Source organism: Bacillus sp. 22483, from assembly GCF_052044605.1.
GTDB lineage: Bacteria > Bacillota > Bacilli > Bacillales > Bacillaceae > Bacillus > Bacillus altitudinis.
The window spans coordinates 1-23,793 of the sequence record NZ_JBQENU010000013.1; the positions used below are offsets into that span (position 1 = coordinate 1).

The 23,793-nt window shown below is 41.2% G+C and carries 21 protein-coding genes and 1 pseudogene; 20 read left to right on the plus strand and 2 right to left on the minus strand.

Translation table 11 applies throughout. The features are described 5' to 3' along the window. The 7 genes from ACTJJQ_RS16140 to alsE form a co-directional block, all read left to right on the plus strand. Positions 1 to 778, plus strand: a 778-nt coding sequence (locus tag ACTJJQ_RS16140) for a pre-toxin TG domain-containing protein (RefSeq protein WP_440600393.1), incomplete at its 5' end; no start/stop codon positions are given. 6 nt (positions 779 to 784) lie between these two features. Further along, complete coding sequence (locus ACTJJQ_RS16145) at positions 785 to 1,249, plus strand: hypothetical protein (RefSeq protein ID WP_440600394.1); 465 nt, start codon at positions 785 to 787, stop codon at positions 1,247 to 1,249. A 160-nt stretch (positions 1,250 to 1,409) separates the two neighbouring features. Next, positions 1,410 to 1,709 (plus strand): contact-dependent growth inhibition system immunity protein, encoded by a 300-nt coding sequence (locus tag ACTJJQ_RS16150; protein ID WP_396467039.1) that lies wholly within the window; start codon positions 1,410 to 1,412, stop codon positions 1,707 to 1,709. Positions 1,710 to 2,106: 397 nt separating this feature from the next. Then, positions 2,107 to 4,179, plus strand: a complete 2,073-nt coding sequence (locus tag ACTJJQ_RS16155; protein ID WP_440600415.1) for a BglG family transcription antiterminator — start codon at positions 2,107 to 2,109, stop codon at positions 4,177 to 4,179. A 15-nt stretch (positions 4,180 to 4,194) separates the two neighbouring features. After that, positions 4,195 to 4,461 (plus strand): PTS sugar transporter subunit IIB, encoded by a 267-nt coding sequence (locus ACTJJQ_RS16160; RefSeq protein ID WP_017359544.1) that lies wholly within the window; start codon positions 4,195 to 4,197, stop codon positions 4,459 to 4,461. A 26-nt stretch (positions 4,462 to 4,487) separates the two neighbouring features. Continuing rightward, entirely contained in the window at positions 4,488 to 5,750 is a 1,263-nt protein-coding gene (locus tag ACTJJQ_RS16165; RefSeq protein WP_046527326.1) for a PTS ascorbate transporter subunit IIC, read from the plus strand. 17 nt (positions 5,751 to 5,767) lie between these two features. After that, positions 5,768 to 6,460 (plus strand): D-allulose 6-phosphate 3-epimerase, encoded by a 693-nt coding sequence (gene alsE / locus ACTJJQ_RS16170; protein ID WP_039167812.1) that lies wholly within the window; start codon positions 5,768 to 5,770, stop codon positions 6,458 to 6,460. A gap of 127 nt (positions 6,461 to 6,587) precedes the next feature. On the opposite strand, the gene ACTJJQ_RS16175 is transcribed toward alsE, so the two are convergent. Further along, positions 6,588 to 7,940: an IS1182 family transposase gene (locus ACTJJQ_RS16175; protein WP_249670023.1), complete on the minus strand. Its 1,353-nt coding sequence runs from the start codon at positions 7,938 to 7,940 to the stop codon at positions 6,588 to 6,590. 276 nt (positions 7,941 to 8,216) lie between these two features. Between ACTJJQ_RS16175 and ACTJJQ_RS16180 the strand changes: the two genes are divergently transcribed. The 10 genes from ACTJJQ_RS16180 (at position 8,217) to ACTJJQ_RS16225 (ending at position 21,044) form a co-directional block, all read left to right on the plus strand. Continuing rightward, entirely contained in the window at positions 8,217 to 9,257 is a 1,041-nt protein-coding gene (locus ACTJJQ_RS16180) for a LacI family DNA-binding transcriptional regulator (protein ID WP_342462598.1), read from the plus strand. A 217-nt stretch (positions 9,258 to 9,474) separates the two neighbouring features. Continuing rightward, positions 9,475 to 10,731 (plus strand): ABC transporter substrate-binding protein, encoded by a 1,257-nt coding sequence (locus ACTJJQ_RS16185; RefSeq protein ID WP_281201423.1) that lies wholly within the window; start codon positions 9,475 to 9,477, stop codon positions 10,729 to 10,731. Between the two features lie 30 nt (positions 10,732 to 10,761). Continuing rightward, entirely contained in the window at positions 10,762 to 11,694 is a 933-nt protein-coding gene (locus ACTJJQ_RS16190; RefSeq protein ID WP_407968818.1) for a carbohydrate ABC transporter permease, read from the plus strand. Further along, positions 11,694 to 12,524, plus strand: a complete 831-nt coding sequence (locus tag ACTJJQ_RS16195; protein WP_440600395.1) for a carbohydrate ABC transporter permease — start codon at positions 11,694 to 11,696, stop codon at positions 12,522 to 12,524. Before ACTJJQ_RS16190 ends, ACTJJQ_RS16195 begins: the two co-directional genes overlap by 1 nt. A 31-nt stretch (positions 12,525 to 12,555) precedes the next feature. Beyond that, complete coding sequence (locus ACTJJQ_RS16200; protein WP_007499268.1) at positions 12,556 to 13,887, plus strand: alpha-glucosidase/alpha-galactosidase; 1,332 nt, start codon at positions 12,556 to 12,558, stop codon at positions 13,885 to 13,887. 373 nt (positions 13,888 to 14,260) lie between these two features. After that, on the plus strand, positions 14,261 to 15,721 hold the full coding sequence (locus ACTJJQ_RS16205; protein WP_025207429.1) for a CoA-acylating methylmalonate-semialdehyde dehydrogenase: 1,461 nt from the start codon (positions 14,261 to 14,263) through the stop codon (positions 15,719 to 15,721). 223 nt (positions 15,722 to 15,944) lie between these two features. After that, a complete protein-coding gene (locus tag ACTJJQ_RS16210; RefSeq protein ID WP_035391887.1) occupies positions 15,945 to 17,489 on the plus strand; it encodes a glycoside hydrolase family 43 protein in 1,545 nt (514 codons plus the stop codon). 41 nt (positions 17,490 to 17,530) lie between these two features. Then, positions 17,531 to 18,799: a glycoside hydrolase family 30 beta sandwich domain-containing protein gene (locus tag ACTJJQ_RS16215; protein ID WP_026050098.1), complete on the plus strand. Its 1,269-nt coding sequence runs from the start codon at positions 17,531 to 17,533 to the stop codon at positions 18,797 to 18,799. A 131-nt stretch (positions 18,800 to 18,930) separates the two neighbouring features. After that, positions 18,931 to 19,638 carry a response regulator transcription factor gene (locus tag ACTJJQ_RS16220; protein ID WP_008343743.1) on the plus strand — a complete coding sequence of 236 codons (708 nt, stop codon included), beginning with the start codon at positions 18,931 to 18,933 and terminating at the stop codon, positions 19,636 to 19,638. A gap of 2 nt (positions 19,639 to 19,640) precedes the next feature. Beyond that, on the plus strand, positions 19,641 to 21,044 hold the full coding sequence (locus ACTJJQ_RS16225) for a sensor histidine kinase (RefSeq protein WP_181891097.1): 1,404 nt from the start codon (positions 19,641 to 19,643) through the stop codon (positions 21,042 to 21,044). Between the two features lie 54 nt (positions 21,045 to 21,098). On the opposite strand, the gene ACTJJQ_RS16230 is transcribed toward ACTJJQ_RS16225, so the two are convergent. Continuing rightward, positions 21,099 to 21,407, minus strand: a complete 309-nt coding sequence (locus tag ACTJJQ_RS16230) for a DUF4870 domain-containing protein (RefSeq protein WP_058015632.1) — start codon at positions 21,405 to 21,407, stop codon at positions 21,099 to 21,101. Between the two features lie 384 nt (positions 21,408 to 21,791). Here ACTJJQ_RS16230 and ACTJJQ_RS16235 point away from each other — a divergent pair, with 384 nt between their 5' ends. From ACTJJQ_RS16235 to ACTJJQ_RS16245, 3 genes and pseudogenes are all read left to right on the plus strand, one after another. Then, positions 21,792 to 22,193, plus strand: a complete 402-nt coding sequence (locus ACTJJQ_RS16235; protein ID WP_017367349.1) for a MerR family transcriptional regulator — start codon at positions 21,792 to 21,794, stop codon at positions 22,191 to 22,193. Positions 22,194 to 22,219: 26 nt separating this feature from the next. Further along, positions 22,220 to 23,146, plus strand: a complete 927-nt coding sequence (locus ACTJJQ_RS16240) for an alpha/beta hydrolase fold domain-containing protein (protein WP_440600396.1) — start codon at positions 22,220 to 22,222, stop codon at positions 23,144 to 23,146. A gap of 223 nt (positions 23,147 to 23,369) precedes the next feature. Continuing rightward, positions 23,370 to 23,793 (plus strand): annotated as a pseudogene (locus ACTJJQ_RS16245) (cytidine deaminase).

The following is a 23,793-nucleotide window of genomic DNA, read 5'->3' on the forward strand; positions in this document are numbered from 1 at the left end:
CGATGCAAAACGTGCCGCAACAGGTGTCGATCCGATCACAGGTGAAGAACTCACCGCAGGACAGCGAGTCGCCGCAGGCGGCATGGCAGCAGCAGGATATATCCCAATCGTCGGCTGGGCAGGACGCATTTTCAAAGGCGGTAAAGCCGTCTATAAAACGACTCAAGCCACGTCTGCCGCAGTTAGGGCAGTCGACATCTACAAGACGTCCCAAAAGTCCTTTGATGCCTTAAAAATATCTCAAAAAGGCTTATATGGCCTCACCGCCACCAACGGCTTCAGCGAAGCGATTACTGGTAGAGATATGTTTGGGAATAAGATCTCGAAAGAACAGCAGGAAGCGAGTATGAATGCGGCTCTGGGGATGCTTTTGCCGTTTGGGGCAAAAGGGTTTCATGCGAAGATAGGGTTAAGTTCTCAAAGTCCAGAAGGATTTAATCGAAAAAGGGCTTTGCGACACGCTAAGGATTTAGGGGGGATACCTAGATCTCAACAACCTACTCGTCAATGGCAAGTAGGAGATAATGTTTTTAAGAAAGGGCAAGAACATCGTAATTATGAGTACAGTTCTAACCATACTCACCATGGTCGGTACTATGAATTTGATGCCCCAAAAGGAAAAAGAGTTATAGTACAACATACTAATGATGGAAAATTACACACTCATGCAGGGAAACCAAAAGAGGGTGCCGATCCATTTAATTATGATTTTAAAAAAGAAAGATATTCAAATATATATGGACCAAATGGTGATCACCATATCTATTATAATGAATAACGAGGAATGAAAAAAATGGTATATAAAAATGAAAAAATACAGAAAAAAATTGCTTTGATGAATGCTAAAAAGAGAATACAACAATTAGCATATATTGAGGTAATTGATTTTGAAGATGATGCTTCTCAATGGCTAAAATTATGTGAAACAGTATTAAAACAATTTCGTCAAATAGATTCAACACCTTCCGAAATATTAACAAATACAGACAAAGACTCGATTATGACTTGGTTAAAAAATTCATTAGATTTTCTCAAAGAGAAAAAAGAATGGTTTATTTTAATTGAAAATGACCCTTTTCCTGTTTGGGCAAATGTAAAAGCTTTAGATTTCGATAAGGCAATTGAAGAAATTTGGCTATTTTCAGAGAATCATAGCATCATTGTAGCAGATAAAATAACAGGTAAAATTGCTCAAATATTTTCAGAAGAAAAACACTTTGAACTTCATATTGGAAACTGCGCAATGTAATTGTAAGCAAGATTAATGGATCAAAGAGCAGAGCCACAACCTGAAAGCTCTCATTTGACATTAATTAGGTTAGCAAACACCACTACATTGTTTTCTATGAGATGAAGGTTTTTAAACTCGACTATTTAAACTGATAATTTTAATTATGATAGGTGATTCAATGAATGAGAGCTCTAGTTATTTAAAAAAGTTAGAAGATTTTTTAGGAGGGACATTTCATCAGGATATCGTGTCACCAGAGGAAGCGTTAGATGAGTTTATCCATGATGCTAGCAAAGAATGTCTGCTGTCCACTATAAAGGATTGTCAGGATTTTTCGAATAGTCCTTTAACAATCCAGGAAAAAGAAAGCTTTATCGAAAATAATGCAGAAATCTACTTTCCGGCGATCTCATTAAATCCTCTACAGTGGTTTGATAAAGTAATAGAGGAAATGAAAGAAGCAGTGAAAATGAAGTAACAAAATGAATCTTGATTGTCTTTATGCCTTTTAAGGTTTTTGGGTTTGTTGCGCATCAAACCGAATAAAACCGAAACAAAGGATATTGGCCCTGTGATGAATGTCCGTTTTATGCAGTATATATGGGTGAATCAAGAACGCGAAAGGCATTGAGAAATATTAAAATATAGCATTCAAAAAGATTTACCAGGACATTCATGACCTCATTCCTTTCATAATAAAAGAAGACAAAGAACTCTTTGGATATAAGTTTAAAAGCACACTCATACGGGTGTGCTTTTTTGACGAAAAAACAGCACCCAAAACCTGCACAGCATTTACTGAAGACATTTGGACTTCTTTGGCGCATGTGAGTTGATTAGACTTATAACCAAAGGGAAGAAGGGAGGAATTACAACTGCACTTAACCAAGAGGGGCACGACTTTATTATCGATGCTGCTTCACACGACCACTTATCTATCAATTGAAGATTTACAGAATCGACTGAATGTCTCTACTCGAACGGTCTACGCTGAAATCAAACGAATGAATAGTTGGCTGGAAACCCATCAGCTTAGTGGCGTCCAGCGAAAAGATCAACGAGGCTACTATTTAAATCCACACGAGAAAGAAGTCATTATCGAAAAAGCTGACACCGTTCTTGTCGGTCATGACTATGAACCATGTGTAAAAGAAAGACGTGCCATCTTGCTCCTATCCATTGCATGCAGTGAGAAGCATCTAAAAATTGATGATTTTATGGAGATGACGAAGGTAAGCCGCAATACACTGCTTGAAGATATGAAACAACTAAAAGAAGCACTTTCAAAACAGCAGCTTACACTTCATTATCAGGCGGCCAGTGGCTATTTAATTTCAGGAGAAGAAAGAACAATTCGGTTGGCACTGAAACCTTATATTCATTTCATTCGCAACATGATAAAAAATGAAAAAACATTTCCATCGGTTTGGTTAAAGGGTCCTATCTCATATAAGAGAATACATGCTCTCCTTCAACAGTCCGAACAAGATCTGAAGCTTGAGTTTGCAGATGACATGCTGGATCAGCTGTCTATGGATCTCTTTTTCTACTTTAAACGGATGAAGCTAGGACGTGCTGTACACATTTCAACAGAAGAAAAACGGACACTGCAGGAAACAGATGAATGCTTGGCTGCTATTCGTTTCATGGCGCAAATTCAAAAAGAAACCAGTCTTTTGGTTCATGATGATGAAATCTATTTTCTTAGTACGCTATGGCTCAGTGCCAAAAAACAAAAACTTCCAACAAGTCAAAAACCAGAAGAACATCTCATTCGAACCATTGCGAGACAAATGATCATTGACTTTCAGCGTTATGCGTGTATTTCCTTCCAGGAAGTAGAAGTCTTGGAACAAAACTTAACCATGCATTTAATTCCGGCCTATTATAGGCTCATCTATCACATTGATATCATCAATGAATTAACAGATTCCATGAAACATGCACAGCCAGAGGTGTTTGACATCACGAAAAAGGTTGCTTGCCATTTAGAGAAGGCGACCTGTTCAAAGATGAGCGATCATGAAATTGCCTATGTGGCGATGCATTTTGGCGGCTGGATGAGAAGAGAAGGGATTTCGTCGATTGCGAAACGTTCTGTTTACATTGTCTGCGGAGAAGGAATTGGCACCAGTCACATGCTGAAAACGCAGCTTCTTGAATTAATCGGCTACACCGACATACGCGGACTGTTATCAAAACGTTCATATGAAGAATTAACAACCATTGATGCCGACTTTGTTGTATCAACGACACCTATTTCGTTTAAAGGAAAACCTGTTCATCTCGTTCACCCTATTCTCACTGCTTATGAGAAAAAAACATTGCTTCAATATGGAGAAGGCTCAGAACCTAAGCTTGATGAGCACCATGTGAATGCTTTATTCAATATCATTCAGCAGCATACCATCGTTCAAAATGAAAAAGCATTGCTTCATGACTTGAAGGAGCTGCTTCATTCCACATATGTATCACATCAGAAAGGGTGGAAACCAGTGTTAAACGATTTATTAACAGAAGAAACCATTCAGCTCCAGCAAACAGCAGACACATGGCAGGAGGCCATTACAAAAGCAGCGCAGCCTTTGCTTGATCAACAAGCGATTCAGGAAAGTTATGTGAAAGCGATGATCCAGTCTGTTCATCAAAATGGCCCTTATATTGTGATTGCGCCACAAGTGGCGATTCCGCATGCCAGACCAGAGGATGGCGTGAACAAATTAAGCATGTCACTTATGTCATGTCATCAGCCCGTTTTCTTTTCAGAGGATGGAAAAAAGCAAGTTCGGCTCATCATTGTATTAGCTGCCATTGACAGTATGACCCACCTGAAAGCACTCAAACAGCTGACGATGCTGTTAAGTGAAGAAAAACGGGTGAGACAATTGATTGAAGCAGAGGAATTAGCAGCCATTCAACAACTAATCAATCGATTTTCACAAGTATAAAGGAGGAAAAAGAGGATGAAAAAAATTCTAGTTGTATGCGGAAACGGTTTAGGAAGCAGTTTTATTGTTGAAATGAATGTCAAAAAAGCATTAGAAGAATTAGGACTTTTAGCGGAAGTGGATCACACCGATCTCAGTACAAGCAAAAATGAACAAGCAGACCTCTATATTGGCGCAACAGATATTATCGATCAGCTGGATGACGGCACAAGAAAGGTCGCTGGATTAAATAACTTGTTAGACCAGGAAGCCATTAAAGACGTCCTTCGTAAACACATATAATCGACAGAAAAAGGGGGATTCACATCATGATAGAACTGATCATGAACGATATATTGGGCACACCCGCAATTCTCATCGGTTTGTTTGCACTAGCTGGTTTACTTTTGCAGAAAAAGTCAGCTGCCGATACTGTATCAGGCACCTTAAAAACAACAATGGGTTTTTTAATATTAGGAGCGGGCGCCACAGTCGTATCTGATTCACTTGGGGTTTTCAGGAAGATGTTTGAAGCAGCCTTTCACATTCAAGGGGTTGTCCCAAATACAGATGCCATGGCGGCCATTGCCCAAAAGGAATTCGGTACACAGACAGCGCTCATTATGATTTTTGGTATGGTGGTCAATTTGCTTTTGGCAAAATTCACACCCTTTAAATACGTCTTTTTAACTGGGCATCATACGCTATATATGGCGGCTATGCTTGCAGTCGTTCTGTCAACAGCCGGCATGCAAGGAACGCTGCTGATCACCACTGGTTCAATCGTATTAGGTGCAGCGATGGTCATTGCTCCCGCAATCCTTCAGCCGTTTACAAGGAAAGTCACTGGAAGTGATGATCTGGCACTCGGTCATTTTAGTACGTTCGGCTATTTTACAGCGGGAATGATCGGCAAATGGGTCGGGCGCCCAGAGAAATCAACGGAAACCATTCAAGTGCCTAAATCACTCGGTTTTCTAAGAGATACATCCGTGGCCATCTCCATTACGATGGCTTTGCTTTTCTTTGCGATTGCACCGTTTGCGGGAATTTCATTCATAGAAAACATTAGTGGTGGTACGAACTTTGCTGTCTTCATTCTCATTCAGGCCATTACCTTTGCTGCTGGGGTGTACATTATTTTAGCAGGTGTACGGATGGCAATCGGGGAAATTGTGCCGGCTTTCAAAGGGATTGCCGATCGTTTCGTCAAAGGGGCAAAGCCGGCACTTGATGCGCCAACTGTTTTCCCATTTGCTCCAAATGCGGTGATCATCGGTTTTTTATGCAGTTTTGCAGGAGGCATCGTGTCTATTTTCCTTCTTCCTTTGTTTGGTTTAACTGTCATTGTTCCTGGACTTGTGCCGCACTTTTTCTGCGGTGCGACAGCGGGCGTATATGGCAATGCAACGGGGGGAGTGAGAGGTGCAGTCGCCGGTTCCTTTGTGAATGGAATACTCCTTTCATTTTTACCAGCTTGTTTACTTCCTGTGTTAGGCACTCTTGGCTTTGAAGGGACAACATTTGGAGATACAGACTTCGGTATCATCGGAATCTTGATTGGATTGATAAAATTTTTATTTCATCTTTAAAAAGGAGGCATTGGGGGATGACAGCCATTTTCTCACCTTCACTGATGTGCATGGATTTAACGCACTTCCGTGAACAAATTCAGCTTCTGAACACAAGGGCAGACCGTTATCATGTCGACGTCATGGATGGTCATTATGTAAAAAATATGACCTTATCACCCTTTTTCATTGAACAACTTCGGAAACTGACAGACGTTCCGATTGATGTTCATCTAATGGCCGAACAGCCTCAGGAATTTTTAATTGATGCATGTATTGATGCAGGCGCAACGATGATTTGTTTACATCCAGAAGTGGTGCAAAGAGACGTTTTTCGAATCATTCGGCATATCCACGAAAGAAAGTGTGAGGTCGGCTTTGTTCTCAATCCCGCCACACCAGTTGCAGCATTAGATGCTTTTATTCATTTAATAGACCGGGTGACGATCATGACAATTGATCCAGGGTTTGCGGGTCAGCCTTTTATCAAAGAAATGCTTCCGAAAATGAAAGAGGTGAAAGAAATCAAAGAGAAGGGGGGATACTCATTTTCAATTGAGGTAGACGGCTCTTGTAATGAAAGTACGTTCCGGCTGCTTGCTGAGGCAGGAAATGAAATTTACATCATCGGCACCTCAGGTTTATTTGGCCTTCATGAAGAATTAGATAAAGCATGGGAAATAATGAAGCAATTGTTCGCAAAAGAAACAGCCACAATGAAATCACCTTAGTAAAAAGGAGGATGAAACCATCCTCAGATTGTAGAGAAACTCATGTTTTTCTACAATCTTTTTTATTTTCACCATCATTATGATAGATGAGATTGAAGGAAAAACATGAAAAAGACCTCCCACACACCTAGCCTAGCTTTGCTAGGTGTGTGGCAATCTTCTTCATGTTCTGGCAGGCAGCTGTGAGAAGCACTTGCTCACTCACATTTTGTTTTCCCCTCAACCGGCAGTAGCGAAGCCCATGCAGTTGTTTTGAATCTGCAAAGCTTCGCTCTATTTTTTCTTTTCTTTTTTTATATAGCTCTTTTCCAGCGGCAGACAGACGATTTTGCCTGATCTTTTCTTTATGTTCCTCCCACACATGTCTTGAGATGACCTTTTGATGATTTTTAGATCTTGTGCAGTTTTCAAGGAAAGGACACGATATGCATTTTTTAGGATCTGATTTGTAGAACCTATAACCTTTTCGATCAGTCGTGGTATATAAAAGCTTTTCACCATTCGGGCATATGTATTGATCGTGTTCAGAATCATACTGGAATTTCCACTTCTCGAATAATCCTCTTGTTGGATGAAAACGTCTATGTGCGATGACACCAAAAATATGGCGATCAGATAAACCTTTACAGATTGGGCTGGTCAAATAACCAGAATCAAGGGCAACTGCGTCTACTTGAAAACCAAATCGTGCGATTTGGTGATCCAATCGTTCAAGATACGGAACGGAATCATGGACATTGCCAGGCGTGACATGAGCATCTGTGATGATATTGTACTTCATATCCGTTGTACGATGGTCTAGGTAGAAAAAGCCTTCTGGTTTGTTTTCACGATAAAGATAGCCACTTTCAGGATCAGTCGTACTTTGACGAATGTCTTTTTCCGTTTTCACCTCCTCTTTTACCTTTAAGGGCTTTTTTCCGTGTGCCACCCGATCTTCTTGGATCGCTTCTTCTAATTCATTTATATAGTTCTGGGTATCTTGTTCAATCGTTTTTCTTGTATATTTATGTTTATTGGCATTGGCTTTAAGATGAGTGGAGTCAGTAAAAAGAACGCGCCCTCCAACCATATCGTGATTGATGGCTTGAAGAACAATTTCATCGAAAATGTCTTGAAAAATGGTTGTATCCTTAAATCGAGTACGACGATTCCAGCTAATGGTCGAGTGATGGGGAACGGGGTCATTGATGTTTAAACCTAAAAACCATCTATACGCCATGTTATAGTAAATTTCTTTTTCAAGTTGTCTTTCAGAACGGATACCGTACAGGTATCCGATAAACATCATTTTAAACAAAATAAGTGGATCAAGTGAGGGACGACCTTTATTCTCACTATAATATGGTTTTACTTTGTCTATGATAAATGAAAAATCAATGTACTGATCAATTTTACGAAGTAGGTGATCCTCTTCGACCAATTGATCTAGCAAAACAAATTCGGCTTCGTGCTGAGAAGAATTTCTAGTGTGGAACATGAGAAAAACACCTTCCTTTAGTATGCTTTTCTCTATTATAAAATGGGATAGTGGAAAATTTAAGGGAAAAAATAAAGCTGTCGAGATTTTCTCGACAGCCTGAGGATGAAACCATCCTCTTTTTTACGCAATTTTACTAAACAAACTATCTCCTTATCAAAACATACTCAAAAACTTCATAAAAGCACAAATTTATAATTGAAAGCGCTTTATTTATGTGTTATTCTTCAAATATCTTTAGTAAACATTTAGTCAAAAATGATGAGGAGTTTGCCTATGACTACACTCAAAGATATTGCTCATGATGCAAAAGTATCCGTCTCTACTGTATCCCGTGTGTTAAATGGCGATCAAACGCTTGCCGTTTCACACGCAACAAGACAAAACATCCTCGACATAGCCAAGAAATTAAACTATACCCCAGTCAGAGCAAGAAAAGCCGACCAAGCAGAAGTAAAAAGCCCACCCGCATCCCCAGTCATCGGTGTCGTTGTCGCCCAATCCATTGACGAAGAATTAAATGATCCCTTTTTTTCATCGATTCGAAAAGGAATTGAAAAAGAATATGCCAAACAAGGTCTGTCTACTCTCCATACCTTTCGCCTAAGAAACATGGATAAAGGGGCGATACTAAAGGATATTGACGGTTTGATTGTCATTGGACGAATCAGCCCTGATACGGTTGAAAAGATGACAAACCGAATGGAACATATCGTTTTCATCAATCATTATGCGGATGAAGATTTGTATGATTGTGTACATGTGGATTTTGTCAGGGCGGCAGATCGTGCCATTCGTCATCTGCAATCTCTCGGCTATACACATCTAGGCTATATTGGCGGGAAAGAGAGGGAGCATTATTTCGAAGGAAATGCTGTGATTGAGGACGAAAGACAAACAACTTTTATCAAAAGAATGCAAGAAGCGGGAACTCTTCATATGAATGACATCCACATAGGCGAATATTCGATGCAAGAAGGCTACTCGCTTATGCAAAAAGCCATTCAGAAAGGAAATCTTCCAGAAGCCTTTTTTATCGGAAGTGACTCTATGGCAATAGGCGCTATGCGTGCGCTACATGAAGCCGGTCGTCGTGTACCTCAAGATGTCTCAATCGTGGGGTTTAATGATATCGAAGCCGCTTCCTTTTCAAGCCCGCCGCTCACAACGGTCAAAGTATATACAGAAGAAATGGGGGAAGTGGGTCTAAAGCTTTTGCTTGAGCGGATAGAAGGAAGAAAGCTTCCCCTAAAAGTCGTCGTGCCAACAAAGCTCATGCAAAGAGGTAGCACATGCCCAATCCATGAAAGGGGGTGAATAAGCATTTCAGTAAACAAAAAAGAGACAAAAAAGCAGGAAGGAAGCTGCTGAGCATGATGGCCAGATCATGCTGAAAACAACGCAGTTTACCCAATTGCTCTCTTATCTCTTTGAAAAGAATAGAATTCCAGTATAATGGACTTCTTTTGTTTCCGCAACTGCATGAATTCTACCGATAATCGTCTGAATTTTCAGTGATCAAAAGGAGGAAACGATGAGTAAAAAAATTCTGATGCTGTGTGTAGCTCTAGTTTTGTCGATGATCTTGTCTGCTTGCGGCAATAACGGTGCGTCTGAAGCAAACGGGAAAGTGACCTTGACCCTATTCTCCACAATGAGTAACAGCGGGGAGAGAAAGGCATTTGAAGAAGTGATCCGTGACTTTGAAAAAGAACATCAAAACATCCGAATTGATGCCAACTTCCCTGGCAACAGCTATGAAGATATGATACGCGTCAAAATGGGCGCAAACGATATGCCAGACCTATTTGATACACACGGATGGGCCAAGCTGCGATATAGCGAATACGTGGCTGATCTAAAGGAGATGGACTGGGTAAAACAACTCGATCCTTCACTCGATCAAATTTTAAAAGACAAAGATGGCAAAGTCTATGCCTATCCGCTGAACCAAGCAAAAGACGGACTTAGTTTTAATGCCAACCTATTAAAAGAATATGGCATGAAAGTTCCTAAAACACTGGATGAACTGAAAAGTGCTTTACAGACTGTCAAAGAAAAAAGTAACGGGGAAGTGGTGCCACTCTGGATTCCAGGAGGCGACAATTCAAATATTGCCCAAGTCTTTGATGAGCTGGCAACGCCTTTACTCATTACCGATCAAAAACATCAATACGGAAAAGACCTTGAAAATGGATCATTTGATTGGTCTCACTATACACCGCTTGCACAGTTTATGAAGGAGCTGAAAGATGAAGAGCTTTTAAACAAAGATGTGCTCACGGCGAAACTATCCCAAGCACCTGAGCTGATGGCACAAAACAAAATCGCTTTCACCTTTGTGGGAGGATCTTTAGGACCTGAGGCGACTGAACTCAATCAATCGATCAAAGTAGGCACCATGCCCGTACCAGCTATTCATGAAGGAGATGAGCAAAGCTGGATTGGTGGAGAACGCTTTACTGTTGCGGCATGGAAAGACTCAAAGCATCTAAAAGAAGCAAAACAATTCATTGACTTTTTAGCAAAGCCTGAAAACGCAAAAAAAATCGCAGAGGGCACTTCCTCTGAAACGGCTTTAAAAGAAGTCAAAGCCAAAAACTATTATTCTACATTTTACGAGCAATATGAAGATATTAAGATTGAACCATATTTTGATCGGAAATACTTACCGAGCGGCATGTGGGCTGTCATGGCAACGACCGGTCAAGAATTATTAGCAGGCTCCATCACACCGGAACAACTATCGAAGAAAATGGAAGAGGAATATAAGCGTCTGAAAAAACAATAGCAGGCTCATGCTGAAACAGGAGTGAAGCCAATGAGTGACATCACAAAAGAAAAACAGGCGGCGACATTTACCTCTTTTCCAAAACAGAAGATGAAAAATAGCCAAAATTCTTCACTTTGGTGGATGTACTTGCCTGCTGTTCTCGTTGTCAGTGCCTTTATCATTTATCCCTTTTTTAACGGGATTCAGCTCTCTTTTACAAATTGGAACGGTTTTTCACAACAGTATGAGTGGATTGGGCTGGATCAATACAAACGACTACTGCAAGATCCAACCACATGGCTTGTTGTGAAAAATACCCTTCTTTACGGCATCGGGAGCACCATCTTACAAAATATGATTGGACTTGGATATGCACTCTTATTAAATCAAAGTTTAAAGATGAGAGCCATCACAAGAACGGTGATCTATTTACCCGTCATGATCAGCCCGATTGCTATGGGCTATATCTGGTATTTTGTCTTTGCGTACCAAGGCGGCGCATTAAACGACATTGTCACCCTTTTTGGATTTGATCCAATGAACGCACTTGGTAATCCGCAGCTAAACACTTGGATCATCGTGTTTGTGAATACGTATCAATTCGTCGGGATTGCCATGATCATTTATTTAGCAGGACTCCAAAGCATTCCTAAAGATTATTATGAAGCAGCACAACTCGATGGCGCTTCAGGTCTTCAGCAATTTTGGCGCATCACATTACCGCTTTTAATGCCATCTATCACCATCAATGTTGTGCTCAATGTGATCGGTGGACTTAAATTATTTGATGTCATTGTCGCGCTCACTGGCGGAGGACCCGGAGATTCCTCGCAATCGATGTCGACTTTTATGTACGATCTGTATTTCAAACGGCAGGATGCAGGCTATGCAGCGACGCAAGGTGTCTTCATGGCTGTCATCATCCTTGTCGTTAGTGTCGCAGCGCTCATTTATTTCAAACGAAAGGAGACCGAGGTGTGATGGATAACGCCTATAAACGAAAGAAAAGATGGTACTCCTTACTCGCCCTTTCGATTACATTGCTTCACCTGATTCCATTTTATATTTTAGTCACGACATCTCTAAAGGGTATAGGAGATTTTAGCTCAAAATGGTTGTTCCCATCAACGCTTCATTTTGAAAACTTTCTGATGGCATGGACAGATGCTCAGCTTGGCCAGTCCTTTTTGAATACAGTGATCATTACGTTCAGCTCGGCTGCCCTACTCATCATCTTTGGATCACTTGCCGCCTATCCGCTCGCAAGAAGAGGAACAAAGCTGAATCAATCGGTGTATCTCTTATTCATTGCCATTATGGTCATACCGCCGCTCACAGCCCTTGTCCCTTTATACAAAATGGTTGTACAAATTGGCATGATGAATACTTATCAAATCGCTATTTTAAACAATGTTGCTGCTTTTTTGCCACTGACGATTTTTCTATATGCCGGTTTTATCCGGTCGACGATTCCAAAGGAGCTTGAAGAAGCCGCTCGTATTGATGGCGCGGGAACACTTAGAGTCTTTTTCACCGTCGTTTTTCCGCTGCTGAAGCCGATTACCGCTTCTGTTTTAATCATTGCCTGTGTGTATATTTGGAACGACTATCAATTTGCCATCTTCTTCTTGCAAGATAAAGAGATGCATACACTGACAGTCGCCTTATCCAATTTCTTTGGTCAAAATCAACACCAGCTCCAGCTAGTTGGCGCCGCTGCTCTTATTGCGATGCTGCCAATGGTCACGATGTTTTTACTTTTGCAAAAATACTTTATCGCAGGGCTGTCTCAAGGCTCTGTTAAAGGGTAATCCAACCTTGATGTAAAAAGGAGTGTCGTCTATGTCTAAAATTACATTTATCGGTGCAGGAAGTACCGTGTTTGCTAAAAATATATTAGGAGATTGTCTGTTCGTTCCCGCACTTGCCGGCTTTGAATTTGCGTTATATGATATCGACCATAACCGGCTGAAAGAATCAGAAACAATGCTGCGTCACTTAAAAGAGAACTACGGTGCACATGTGACAATTCAGTCGTATCACAACCGGAAAGAAGCCTTAAAGAATGCGAAATATGTCATCAATGCCATCCAGGTGGGAGGCTATCAGCCAAGCACTGTTATTGATTTTGAGATTCCAAAAAAATATGGATTAAGACAAACGATTGCGGATACGGTTGGCATCGGCGGTATTTTCCGTTCACTTCGAACCATTCCCGTGATGCTGGACTTCGCAAAGGATATGGAAGAAGTATGTCCACACGCCTTATTATTAAATTACACGAATCCAATGGCCACACTGACTGGCGCTATGCTGCGTTATACTCGGGTTCAAACGGTTGGTCTTTGCCATAGCGTACAGGTGTGTACGAAAGATTTATTTCAATCACTTGAAATGGACCATGAAGGCATTGAAGAAAAAATTGCCGGCATTAATCACATGGCATGGTTATTAGAAGTGAAACGGGACGGTCAAGACTTGTATCCAGAAATCAAAGCAAGAGCAAAAGAAAAACAAAAAACACGGCATCCAGATATGGTTCGTTTTGAACTAATGGATAAATTCGGCTACTATGTCACCGAATCCTCAGAGCACAATGCAGAATATCATCCGTATTTTATCAAATCTCGTTATCCAGAACTGATTGGACAGTTTAACATTCCGCTCGATGAATATCCAAGACGCTGCGAGGAACAAATCAACAATTGGAATACGATGAAGCATGACCTTGTGGGAAACACACAGATCACACATACGCGCTCTAAAGAATATGGTTCACGTATCATTGAAGCGATTGAAACGAACGTTCCCTTTAAATTTGGTGGAAATGTACTGAACACAGGTGGACTCATTCACAATCTTCCTGAAAAAGCCTGTGTAGAAGTACCGTGTGTCGCCGACCGGAGCGGTATCATGCCATGTTATATCGGAGAGATACCTGAACAATTGGCAGGACTCAACCGGACCAATATCAGCTCACAGCTCATGACGATTGAAGCTGCAATCAGCGGCAAAAAAGAACACATTTACCAAGCGGCATTATTAGACCCGCATACAAGTGCTGAATTATCAATTGATGACACCATCAAACTATGTAATGAATTAATTGAAGCACACGGGGAGATGCTCCCGGCTTATACAGAGCCGAGTCAATACGCAATTTCTTCTAAATAACTAAAATAAACGGTCTTAGCCTGATGCACCTGGCATCAGGTTTTTTTAAATCAACAAACTGATCATTGACTGAAAGCGTTTTTAATATTATGATTTTTCTAAAGTTAACCAACAGTTAACCAAAAACATATCATCAATTAATTAACATGATCATGCCACATGACACACAGACAAAACGACCTAAAAGGGGGACAGATCTGCGGAACCAAAGAAGCTGAAAGGTATAGACTTCACATGTTTTATCAGAACGTAAAGCAAAACTGTGGTTTCATTTGACAAAGAGTGTATACAGATGAAGACCCCTTAGATGAGACAATGACGATAAATCAACACACGACTGCATCACAATCCAAACAAAGAGGAGAGAGGGAACATGACCAAAACAGATGTACAAACGTTGAAAAATTATATTGGCGGACAATGGGTGGACGCCGAAACGAACCAAACGGAAGCTGTTTATAATCCAGCTACTGGCGAAGTCATCGCAGAAGTACCACTTTCAACAAAAACGGATGTAGAACATGCAGTCCAAGCTGCACAAGAAGCGTTCACCACTTGGTCTAAAACAGCTGTTCCCCGGCGCGCACGTATCTTATTTAAATACCAACAGTTACTCGTTGAGAAATGGGATGAGTTAGCTGAACTCGTCACGCTGGAAAACGGAAAAAGTGTAACAGAAGCAAAAGGAGAGGTGCAGCGAGGAATTGAATGTGTGGAATTTGCCGCTGGTGCACCAACCTTAATGATGGGGAAACAACTACCTGATATTGCGACTGGTCTAGAGTCTGGCATGTACCGCTACCCAATTGGCGTCATCGGCGGCATTACCCCGTTTAACTTTCCGATGATGGTCCCATGCTGGATGTTCCCGCTTGCCATCGCTTGCGGAAATACATTTGTTTTAAAGCCTTCAGAACGGACGCCAATCCTTGCTGCACGGTTAGCAGAACTATTTGAAGAAGCGGGACTTCCAAAAGGTGTGCTCAACATTGTCAATGGCGCTCACGATGTAGTAAACGGTCTTCTTGAACATGAAAAGGTAAAAGCCATTTCGTTTGTCGGCTCTCAGCCAGTCGCAGAATACGTCTATAAAAAAGGGACATCACATGGTAAACGTGTACAAGCACTTGCCGGTGCAAAAAATCACTCTATCGTCTTGAAAGATGCTGATTTAGAATCAGCCACAAAACAAATCATTGGCGCTGCTTTTGGATCAGCAGGTGAACGCTGCATGGCAGCAGCCGTTGTCGCAGTGGAAGAAGACGTGGCGGACGACTTGATTCAACAATTGGTCGATGAATCCAACCAGCTTGTCATCGGAAACGGAATAAATAAAGATGTCTTTCTCGGACCAGTCATTCGGAAAGAGCATAAAGAACGAACTCTTCAATATATTCAATCAGGAATTGAAGAAGGCGCAAGCCTGATTCGTGATGGCAGACAAGATAACGAAACAAATGGAGAAGGGTATTTTGTCGGACCAACGATCTTTGATCATGTCACAAATCAAATGAAAATCTGGCAGGACGAGATTTTTGCCCCAGTCTTATCCATTGTCCGTGTCTCATCACTCGCAGAAGCAATCGACCTGTCCAATCAATCAAAATTCGCAAACGGTGCCTGCCTATACACAGACAGCGCTTCAAGCATAAGAGAATTTCGTGAAAACATCGAAGCCGGCATGTTAGGCATTAACATTGGTGTCCCTGCTCCAATGGCTTTCTTCCCATTTTCCGGCTGGAAAGACTCCTTCTACGGAGACTTGCACGCCAATGGGACAGATGGAGTAGAGTTTTACACGAGAAAGAAAATGGTGACCGCTCGTTATATGTAGCCTACATTTATTGAACATTGAGGAAGAATGCAGCTCCGTCATGGAGACTGCATTTTTTTGTTGTCTTCTAGTTAAAAAGTAAGGGTTTTCATCGCACTCTTTACAGGGATTCACAGGGAGAAATCATTCTTTGTATTCATTCTTCATCACGAAACATCAACATAATTTGAAATTGGGCCTAAACCCCAATATCAGGAAGATGAAAACAGGAGGAAATGACACGATGAGGACGAGGATGAAGTGCAGCGTTTGTTTATTGATTTTCACTTTGGTACTGAGTTGTTTGCCGGTATATGAAGCGAATGCGGCAAGCACTCCTATTGCCAAGCAAGTAGGAAATGCAAACCCGCTCATTGACCATCACTTAGGAGCAGATCCGTTTGCGCTTACCTATAACGGAAGAGTGTACCTTTATATGTCGAGTGATGACTATGAATATCAAAGCAACGGAACGATTAAGGACAATTCATTTGCGAATCTGAATAGAGTATTCGTCATCTCTTCGGCGGATATGGTCAACTGGACCGATCACGGAGCGATTCCAGTAGCTGGGGCAAATGGGGCAAATGGCGGCAGAGGCATTGCCAAATGGGCAGGCGCTTCTTGGGCTCCAGCCGCTGCTGTAAAGAAGATCAATGGAAAGGATAAATTTTTCCTTTATTTCGCTAACAGCGGCGGAGGGATAGGTGTCCTTACAGCAGACAGCCCGATTGGCCCATGGACTGATCCAATTGGGAAAGCGCTCGTTACGCCAAGTACACCTGGCATGTCCGGAGTTGTATGGCTTTTTGATCCGGCCGTATTTGTAGATGATGACGGTACTGGCTATCTATATGCCGGCGGAGGCGTTCCAGGCGGTTCCAATCCAACGCAGGGACAATGGGCAAATCCTAAAACAGCAAGAGTCCTGAAGCTAGGTGCTGATATGACAAGTGTGGCCAGTAGCGCATCCACCATTGATGCTCCTTTTATGTTTGAAGATTCAGGGATGCATAAATATAACGGAACCTATTACTATTCCTATTGCATCAATTTTGGCGGCTCACATCCTGCTGATAAACCACCTGGTGAAATCGGCTATATGACGAGCTCAAGTCCGATGGGACCCTTCACGTATAAAGGACACTTTCTAAAAAATCCGGGTGCTTTTTTTGGTGGCGGCGGTAACAACCATCATGCGGTGTTCAATTTTAAAAATGAGTGGTATGTGGTGTATCATACGCAAACCGTTAGCTCTGCTTTATACGGGGCCGGCAAGGGTTACCGCTCTCCACATATTAATAAGCTTGTGCATAATGCAGATGGCTCCCTTCGAGAAGTAGCAGCCAATTATGAAGGAGTGAAACAGCTATCTAATCTGAATCCATATCAACGTGTTGAAGCTGAAACATTCGCTTGGAATGGACGCATTTTGACCGAAGCCTCGTCAGCACCAGGAGGACCAGTGAATAACCAGCATGTCACCAACATTCAAAACGGCGATTGGGTGGCTTTAGGGAATGTAGACTTTGGTTCAAATGGCGCTAGAACATTTAAAGCCAATGTCGCATCGACAGTAGGCGGGAAAATAGAAGTACGCCTTGGCAGCGCAAACGGCAGACTGGTCGGTACACTTGATGTTCCTTCCACCGGTGGAACACAAAACTGGCGGGAAATAGAAACAGCGATTAACGGCGCATCCGGTGTGCACAACGTATTTTTTGTCTTTACCGGAACAGGCGGGGGAAATCTATTCCAATTTGATTCTTGGCAGTTTACTCAAAGGTAGAGAATAAAGGTGCTTAAATGTTTGATAGAGGAGTGGGGAATTTGATGTCATGTATAAAAAAACCAATGCTTGCTTTATTGGTGTGTTTCACCATGCTGTCTGTCATGTTCATTGGACCCGGAGCAGCTGAGGTATCAGCAGCCAGTGACGCAAACATTAACCTTAACGCAGAAAGACAAGTGATTCGTGGTTTTGGCGGAATGAACCACCCAGCTTGGATTGGTGACTTGACAGCGCCACAAAGGGAAACCGCCTTTGGCAATGGACAAAATCAGTTAGGGTTTTCCATTCTTAGAATATATGTAGACGAAAACAGAAACAATTGGAGCAGAGAAGTCGCGACGGCCAAACGAGCGATCGAGCATGGTGCTTTAGTCATCGCTTCCCCTTGGAATCCTCCAAGCAGTATGGTTGAAACATTTAACCGGAATGGATCACCTGCCAAGCGGCTTAAATACAATCAATACGCAGCATATGCTCAGCATCTGAATGATTTTGTCACTTACATGAAGAACAACGGAGTCAATCTTTATGCGATTTCTGTTCAAAACGAGCCCGATTATGCACACGAATGGACATGGTGGACGCCTCAGGAAATCCTGCGTTTCATGAGAGAAAATGCCGGCTCCATTAATGCACGTGTGATTGCACCAGAATCCTTTCAATACCTTAAGAATATCTCAGATCCTATCTTAAACGATCCGCAGGCGCTTAGAAATATGGACATTCTCGGCGCTCATCTATACGGGACCCAAATCAGTCAGCTTCCGTATCCTCTTTTCAAACAAAAAGGAGGGGGAAAAGAGCTATGGATGACAGAGGTCTACTACCCGAATAGTGATAACAATTCAGCGGACCGCTGGCCTGAGGCATTAGGGGTATCAGAGCATATTCACCATTCAATGGTGGAAGGGGACTTTCAGGCGTATGTGTGGTGGTACATTAGGAGATCATACGGTCCTATGAAGGAAGATGGAATGATTAGCAAACGTGGATACAACATGGCGCATTTCTCCAAGTTTGTGCGTCCAGGGTACGTCAGAATTGATGCAACGAAAAGCCCTGAACCGAATGTTTTCGTCTCAGCCTACAAAGGAAACAATCAGGTCGTCATTGTGGCGATTAATAAAAACAATGCAGGGGTCAATCAACACTTCGTCGTGCAAAATGGCTCCGTTTCTCAGGCGTCTAGATGGGTGACGAGCGGCAGCAGCAACCTTCAGCCTGGAACTGACTTAAACATATCAGGAAATCAATTTTGGGCTCATCTCCCTGCTCAAAGTGTGACAACATTTGTGGTCAAACGCTAGAGAAACACGAAAAGCCAATTTTCTCATTCAAAAAGAAAATTGGCTTTTTTCTGTGTAAATAGTAAGTTGATTTTTCACGACGTCAACACTTTGGGTATAATAATAACAATGACTTCAGGAGAGTGATCATTATGCCGAAGGTTCAAAGCAAAGTATTGATTATAGATGACGAAAAAGAAATTTTAGAATTAATCCATACCGTATTAACAAGAGAAGGCATTGACCAGGTGTTAACAGCTTCAACTGCCCGTGATGGGCTCACGCAATTTCATCAAGAACAACCAGATCTCGTCATATTGGATATTATGCTTCCAGACGGTGAAGGCTACGATATTTGCAAACAAATCAGAGATGTCTCACATGTTCCGATTATCTTTTTATCAGCAAAAGGAGAGGAATCAGACAAAATTGTAGGACTTGCCATTGGCGGTGATGATTATATTACAAAGCCGTTCAGTCCAAAAGAAGTCGCCTACCGGGTAAAAGCCCAGCTAAGACGGTCATCCTACTTACAGCCTTCTCAAGCGGAGCCCGTGATCAAAAAAGGCCCATTTGAGTTAAACGAGCAGCAAGCCGAACTGACGAAAAACGGAGCGGCAATTGAACTCACTCCGAAAGAACTTATGTTGATGACTTATTTCTTGCAGCATCCGAATCGCGTAATCAGTAAAGAAACGCTTTATCAAACGGTTTGGGGAGAGGATTTCTTTGGTTCTGATAATACGGTAATGGTTCATATACGAAGACTGCGGGAAAAAATAGAACATTCCCCATCTACACCAGAATTTCTCGTGACGGTCAAAGGGCTTGGCTATAAATTTGTTGTAAAGGATGCGTAAAGATGAAATGGCGATTAACAGGCAGATACATGGTCTCTGTCATTATCGTGACCATTATCACGGTCTTTATTAACTTATTTGGATTCATGATATGGCTTGTACTACAAGCAAGCAGTCAGCAAAACGAAGAAAATACGCCGGAAACCTTTACAAGAACATTTGAACAATACATCACCTTGTCTGATCAAGATATCACTGTGAGTAAAGAAGGACAGCAAGCTTTAAAACAACAAAATGCGTGGATTCAAATATTAGACGAAAATGGACAAGACGTCTATCATGCACTAGCACCTAAAGGCTTAAAGAGCAAATACACACCTATAGAAGTCGTTAACTTACATAAATATAAAGATAAGCAATTGATGTCGACGATCTATGCTGGAGGAAAAAATGGAAAGGGTAAGGAATACAGCTATTTCATCGGATTTAAGGACCCTTCCATCGGAAAATATTTATTTTCTTTTGATACGAAAGAATTAATATCGCAATTCAATATCGGGACGATGATTTTATTATCGATTGATGCCATCATTGCCTTATTCATTGGATACTTATTCAGCCGGCAACTCATCAAACCGCTCGGCCGTGCCATTCATGGCATCCAGAGGCTCGCAAACGGAGATTATACGACGAAGTTGCCAACGAAGGGGATATATAAAGATGTGTTCTATAATGTCAATCACTTATCCGAGCAGCTCGCTTCAAGCCAAAAAGAAAAAGACAAATTAGAGCAAATGCGAGAAGAGTGGATCAGTCATATTTCTCATGATATTAAAACACCATTATCCTCTATTCAAGGCTATGCAGAAATCATGAAAGATCCAAATTATCCTCTTTCAGCACAAGATATCAGACATTACGCTGACATCATTGAGAATAAATCATTGTACATCAAAGATGTGATGGAGGATCTCAATTTAACAACAAGGCTGAAAAATAACGACGTGATGTTGCATAAAGAGCTTGTGAACATTGTGCCATTGCTGCGTGAAACGTTAATTGATATCCTCAACGATTCGAGATATGCAGATCAGACCATTGAGCTACAAACGAATGTAGACAAGCTCATGCTGAATATTGATACGATCCTCATACGAAGAGCGGTCACCAATCTCATTTTAAATGCCCTTGTTCACAATGATGCTGATGTGAAAATCATTGTACAGCTTGAACAAAAAGAACATACCCACATCACCATTCAAGACAACGGCAAAGGAATTGAAGAGGCAGAGCTAGAAAAAGTGTTTGATCGCTACTATAGAGGGACGAATACTGGAGGGACACATGCAGGCTCAGGCCTTGGAATGGCGATTGCAAAAGATATCATCCAAAAACATGGGGGAGATATTACAATACAAAGTATGATAGGAGAAGGAACAACGATTGATATCCAATTACCCGCTTAAACGGACATACAAAAAAACGGTTCTGCTCAATCACAGAACCGTTTTTTCTAACTCTTATTCTGAAAACACTTTTATGCCTTTCACAATGTTCCAAATGAAGAAGTAGATCGCCACAAGGAATGTCACAGCATATGTTGCAATTAAGAACGGACCAGCATGACTGATATCGTTCATGCCAAGTAAACCTGAACCGGCAATCCCAATACCGAAAATCAGATAAGGAATAACATGCGTCCATAGTGATTTTTTCGCATGGTATTTCACTTCGTCTTTTCCTAAGAAATAAACGATAATCGGAAATAGAAATGGTGCAAAAAAGATACTGAAGTAACATAATGAAGACAAAATTTTATTTTCTCTCAAAACTTTTCACCTCTATGATTGATTTAGAAGAGGGGACCATTTGACTCATCCCTCAATTCCTTACAAACCCATTGTACAACCTCAACCTTAACTCGTATTAATCCGAACCTTACAGCAATCTTAAATATGTTAAACCATAAAATGATGATCGATATTTCAATTTATTTTTTCAGAAAAAAAGTTGACTTCACACCCTCTGAATCTACAATCAGTAAAGTCGAACCATTTGAAGATGTTCTACCCGGATGTTCAAGCTAGCGATCTCTTTGCTACAATCATTTGATAACAAAAGTTAGCCGAAAAATGTTTCACCTTGACCTTGAAGTATAGTTCAACCTTTATAATGTACATATAGTAAAACAAAATAATAAAAAAGGAGTAACGATGGAGTTGATGACTAGAGGAGAACTTGCCAAAAAAACAGGAGTGAGTCCTGCCGCAATTCGTTACTATGAAGAGCACAACATATTACCTGCTCCAAGACGACGTTCAAACGGTTACAGATTCTATACAGACGACTATGTTGTGAAAATTCAATTGATCAAAGATGCAAAAACGCTCGGTTATTCATTAAAGGAAATAGCTGAAATTATGGATATGCTAAGTCAAGACATAGACCTTGATACCCTAAGACAAATTGTCCATCTTAAACATGAAGAAATTGAAAAGAAAATTAAAAGCCTTCGTCTCATTCAAGACCTTTTATCTAACTTATTAAAAACCCCTGAAAAGAAAGTACAAGTCTACCTGGAATCATTTCGTGTTCCGAAGCAGGATGATCAATAAACCTATTGGGTGAAGGAGAGAAAAAAATGAGTGTAGAAATGTATCATGGTGAACGTTCTAAAGAAAGTATTCAATTTGAAACATTATTCGCTTCGCAAAGTAATAAAGAGAGTTTTTCTAGTATCGAACAGACAAAAAAATTTCTTGAGCAAAAAGGAATTGAAAATACGCAGCCTTATGCCATTGGGGATGATGTGAAGTTAATCAGTGAGGTACAAGATCAGACATTCGAAGGCATGCAAGTTTTCACATTGAATGAACAAGCATCACAAAATCAAAAAGTCATTCTCTATCTACATGGTGGCGCATGGACAAATCAGCCTTTGAATGTCCATTGGTGGTTCATGGATAAAATGGCGCAATCACTAGGTGCGAAAGTAGTCGCTCCTATTTACCCAAAAGTACCTCATTATAGCAACCAGGATACGTATCCGAAAATGCTTAACCTATATAAAGACCTTTTGAAAACTGCCGGAAGTGCCAATCAATTGACGATCATGGGAGATTCAGCTGGAGGAAACATCTCACTTGGTCTTGCGCACCTTTTAAAGAAAGAGGATCTGCCGCAGCCGAAGGATATCGTGTTACTATCTGCGTGTGTGGATATGAGCATGAGCAACCCTCTCATATTTGAATACGCAAAAAAGGATCCGATTCTAGGTCATGAAGGAATGGAAGTCATCACAAAAATGTGGGCAGCTGATCAAAGTCTCACAGACCCATTGATTAGTCCCATTTACGGTGACTTTAAAGGGCTCGGGAAGATCACTCATTTTATCGGAACACATGATATGTTATATCCAGATGCCATAAAACTTGATGAAAAACTATCAGAACAAGGAATGGACATCAAAACCTTTGTTTATCCTGAAATGCTGCATGTGTTTGTTGTCATGCCAATTCCAGAAGCGGCAGATGCTCTGAAGAAAATCATTCAAGTGATCAATCGTTAGGGATTCAGTTCACACTTAGAAAGGGTACATGTTCTGGTGTAAATAGGCGAAAAGGCTGCTTACTTGAAAGCAGCCTTTTTCAATTGAATATGAAATACATTCAGAATGGCAATTCACTACAGATTAAACGGTCTTTTGGCTGGTTTGTAAAGGAGAGTAAAGTCCAGTTCATCACCTCATGTTTGGTATAATACATACGAGCAGTAAGGAAAGGGGAAACGCGATGAAAACGTTTGATCTATCACAAGAAGATATCGAATTAATAGACGAAGCAAAAAAGAAGATTATCAGTCTTTATGAAGATGACAAGCATCATGTAGGGGCAGCGATCCGCATTTAAAACAGGAGAAATCATATCAGCTGTCCATATAGAAGCCTATATCGGACGGGTAACTGTTTGTGCAGAAGCCATTGCGATTGGTAGCGCTTTATCGAATGGATACAAAGATTTTGATACAATTGTTGCAGTGAGACACCCTTATTCAGATGAAGAAGATAGAAGAATCAGGGTAGTCAGCCCTTGCGGCATCTGCCGAGAGCTCATTTCAGACTTTGGACCAACGTGTTTTGTCATCCTTGATATGGATGGGGAGCTAGTCAAGGTGAAAATCGAAGAACTCATTCCGCTCAAATATACTCGAAACTGA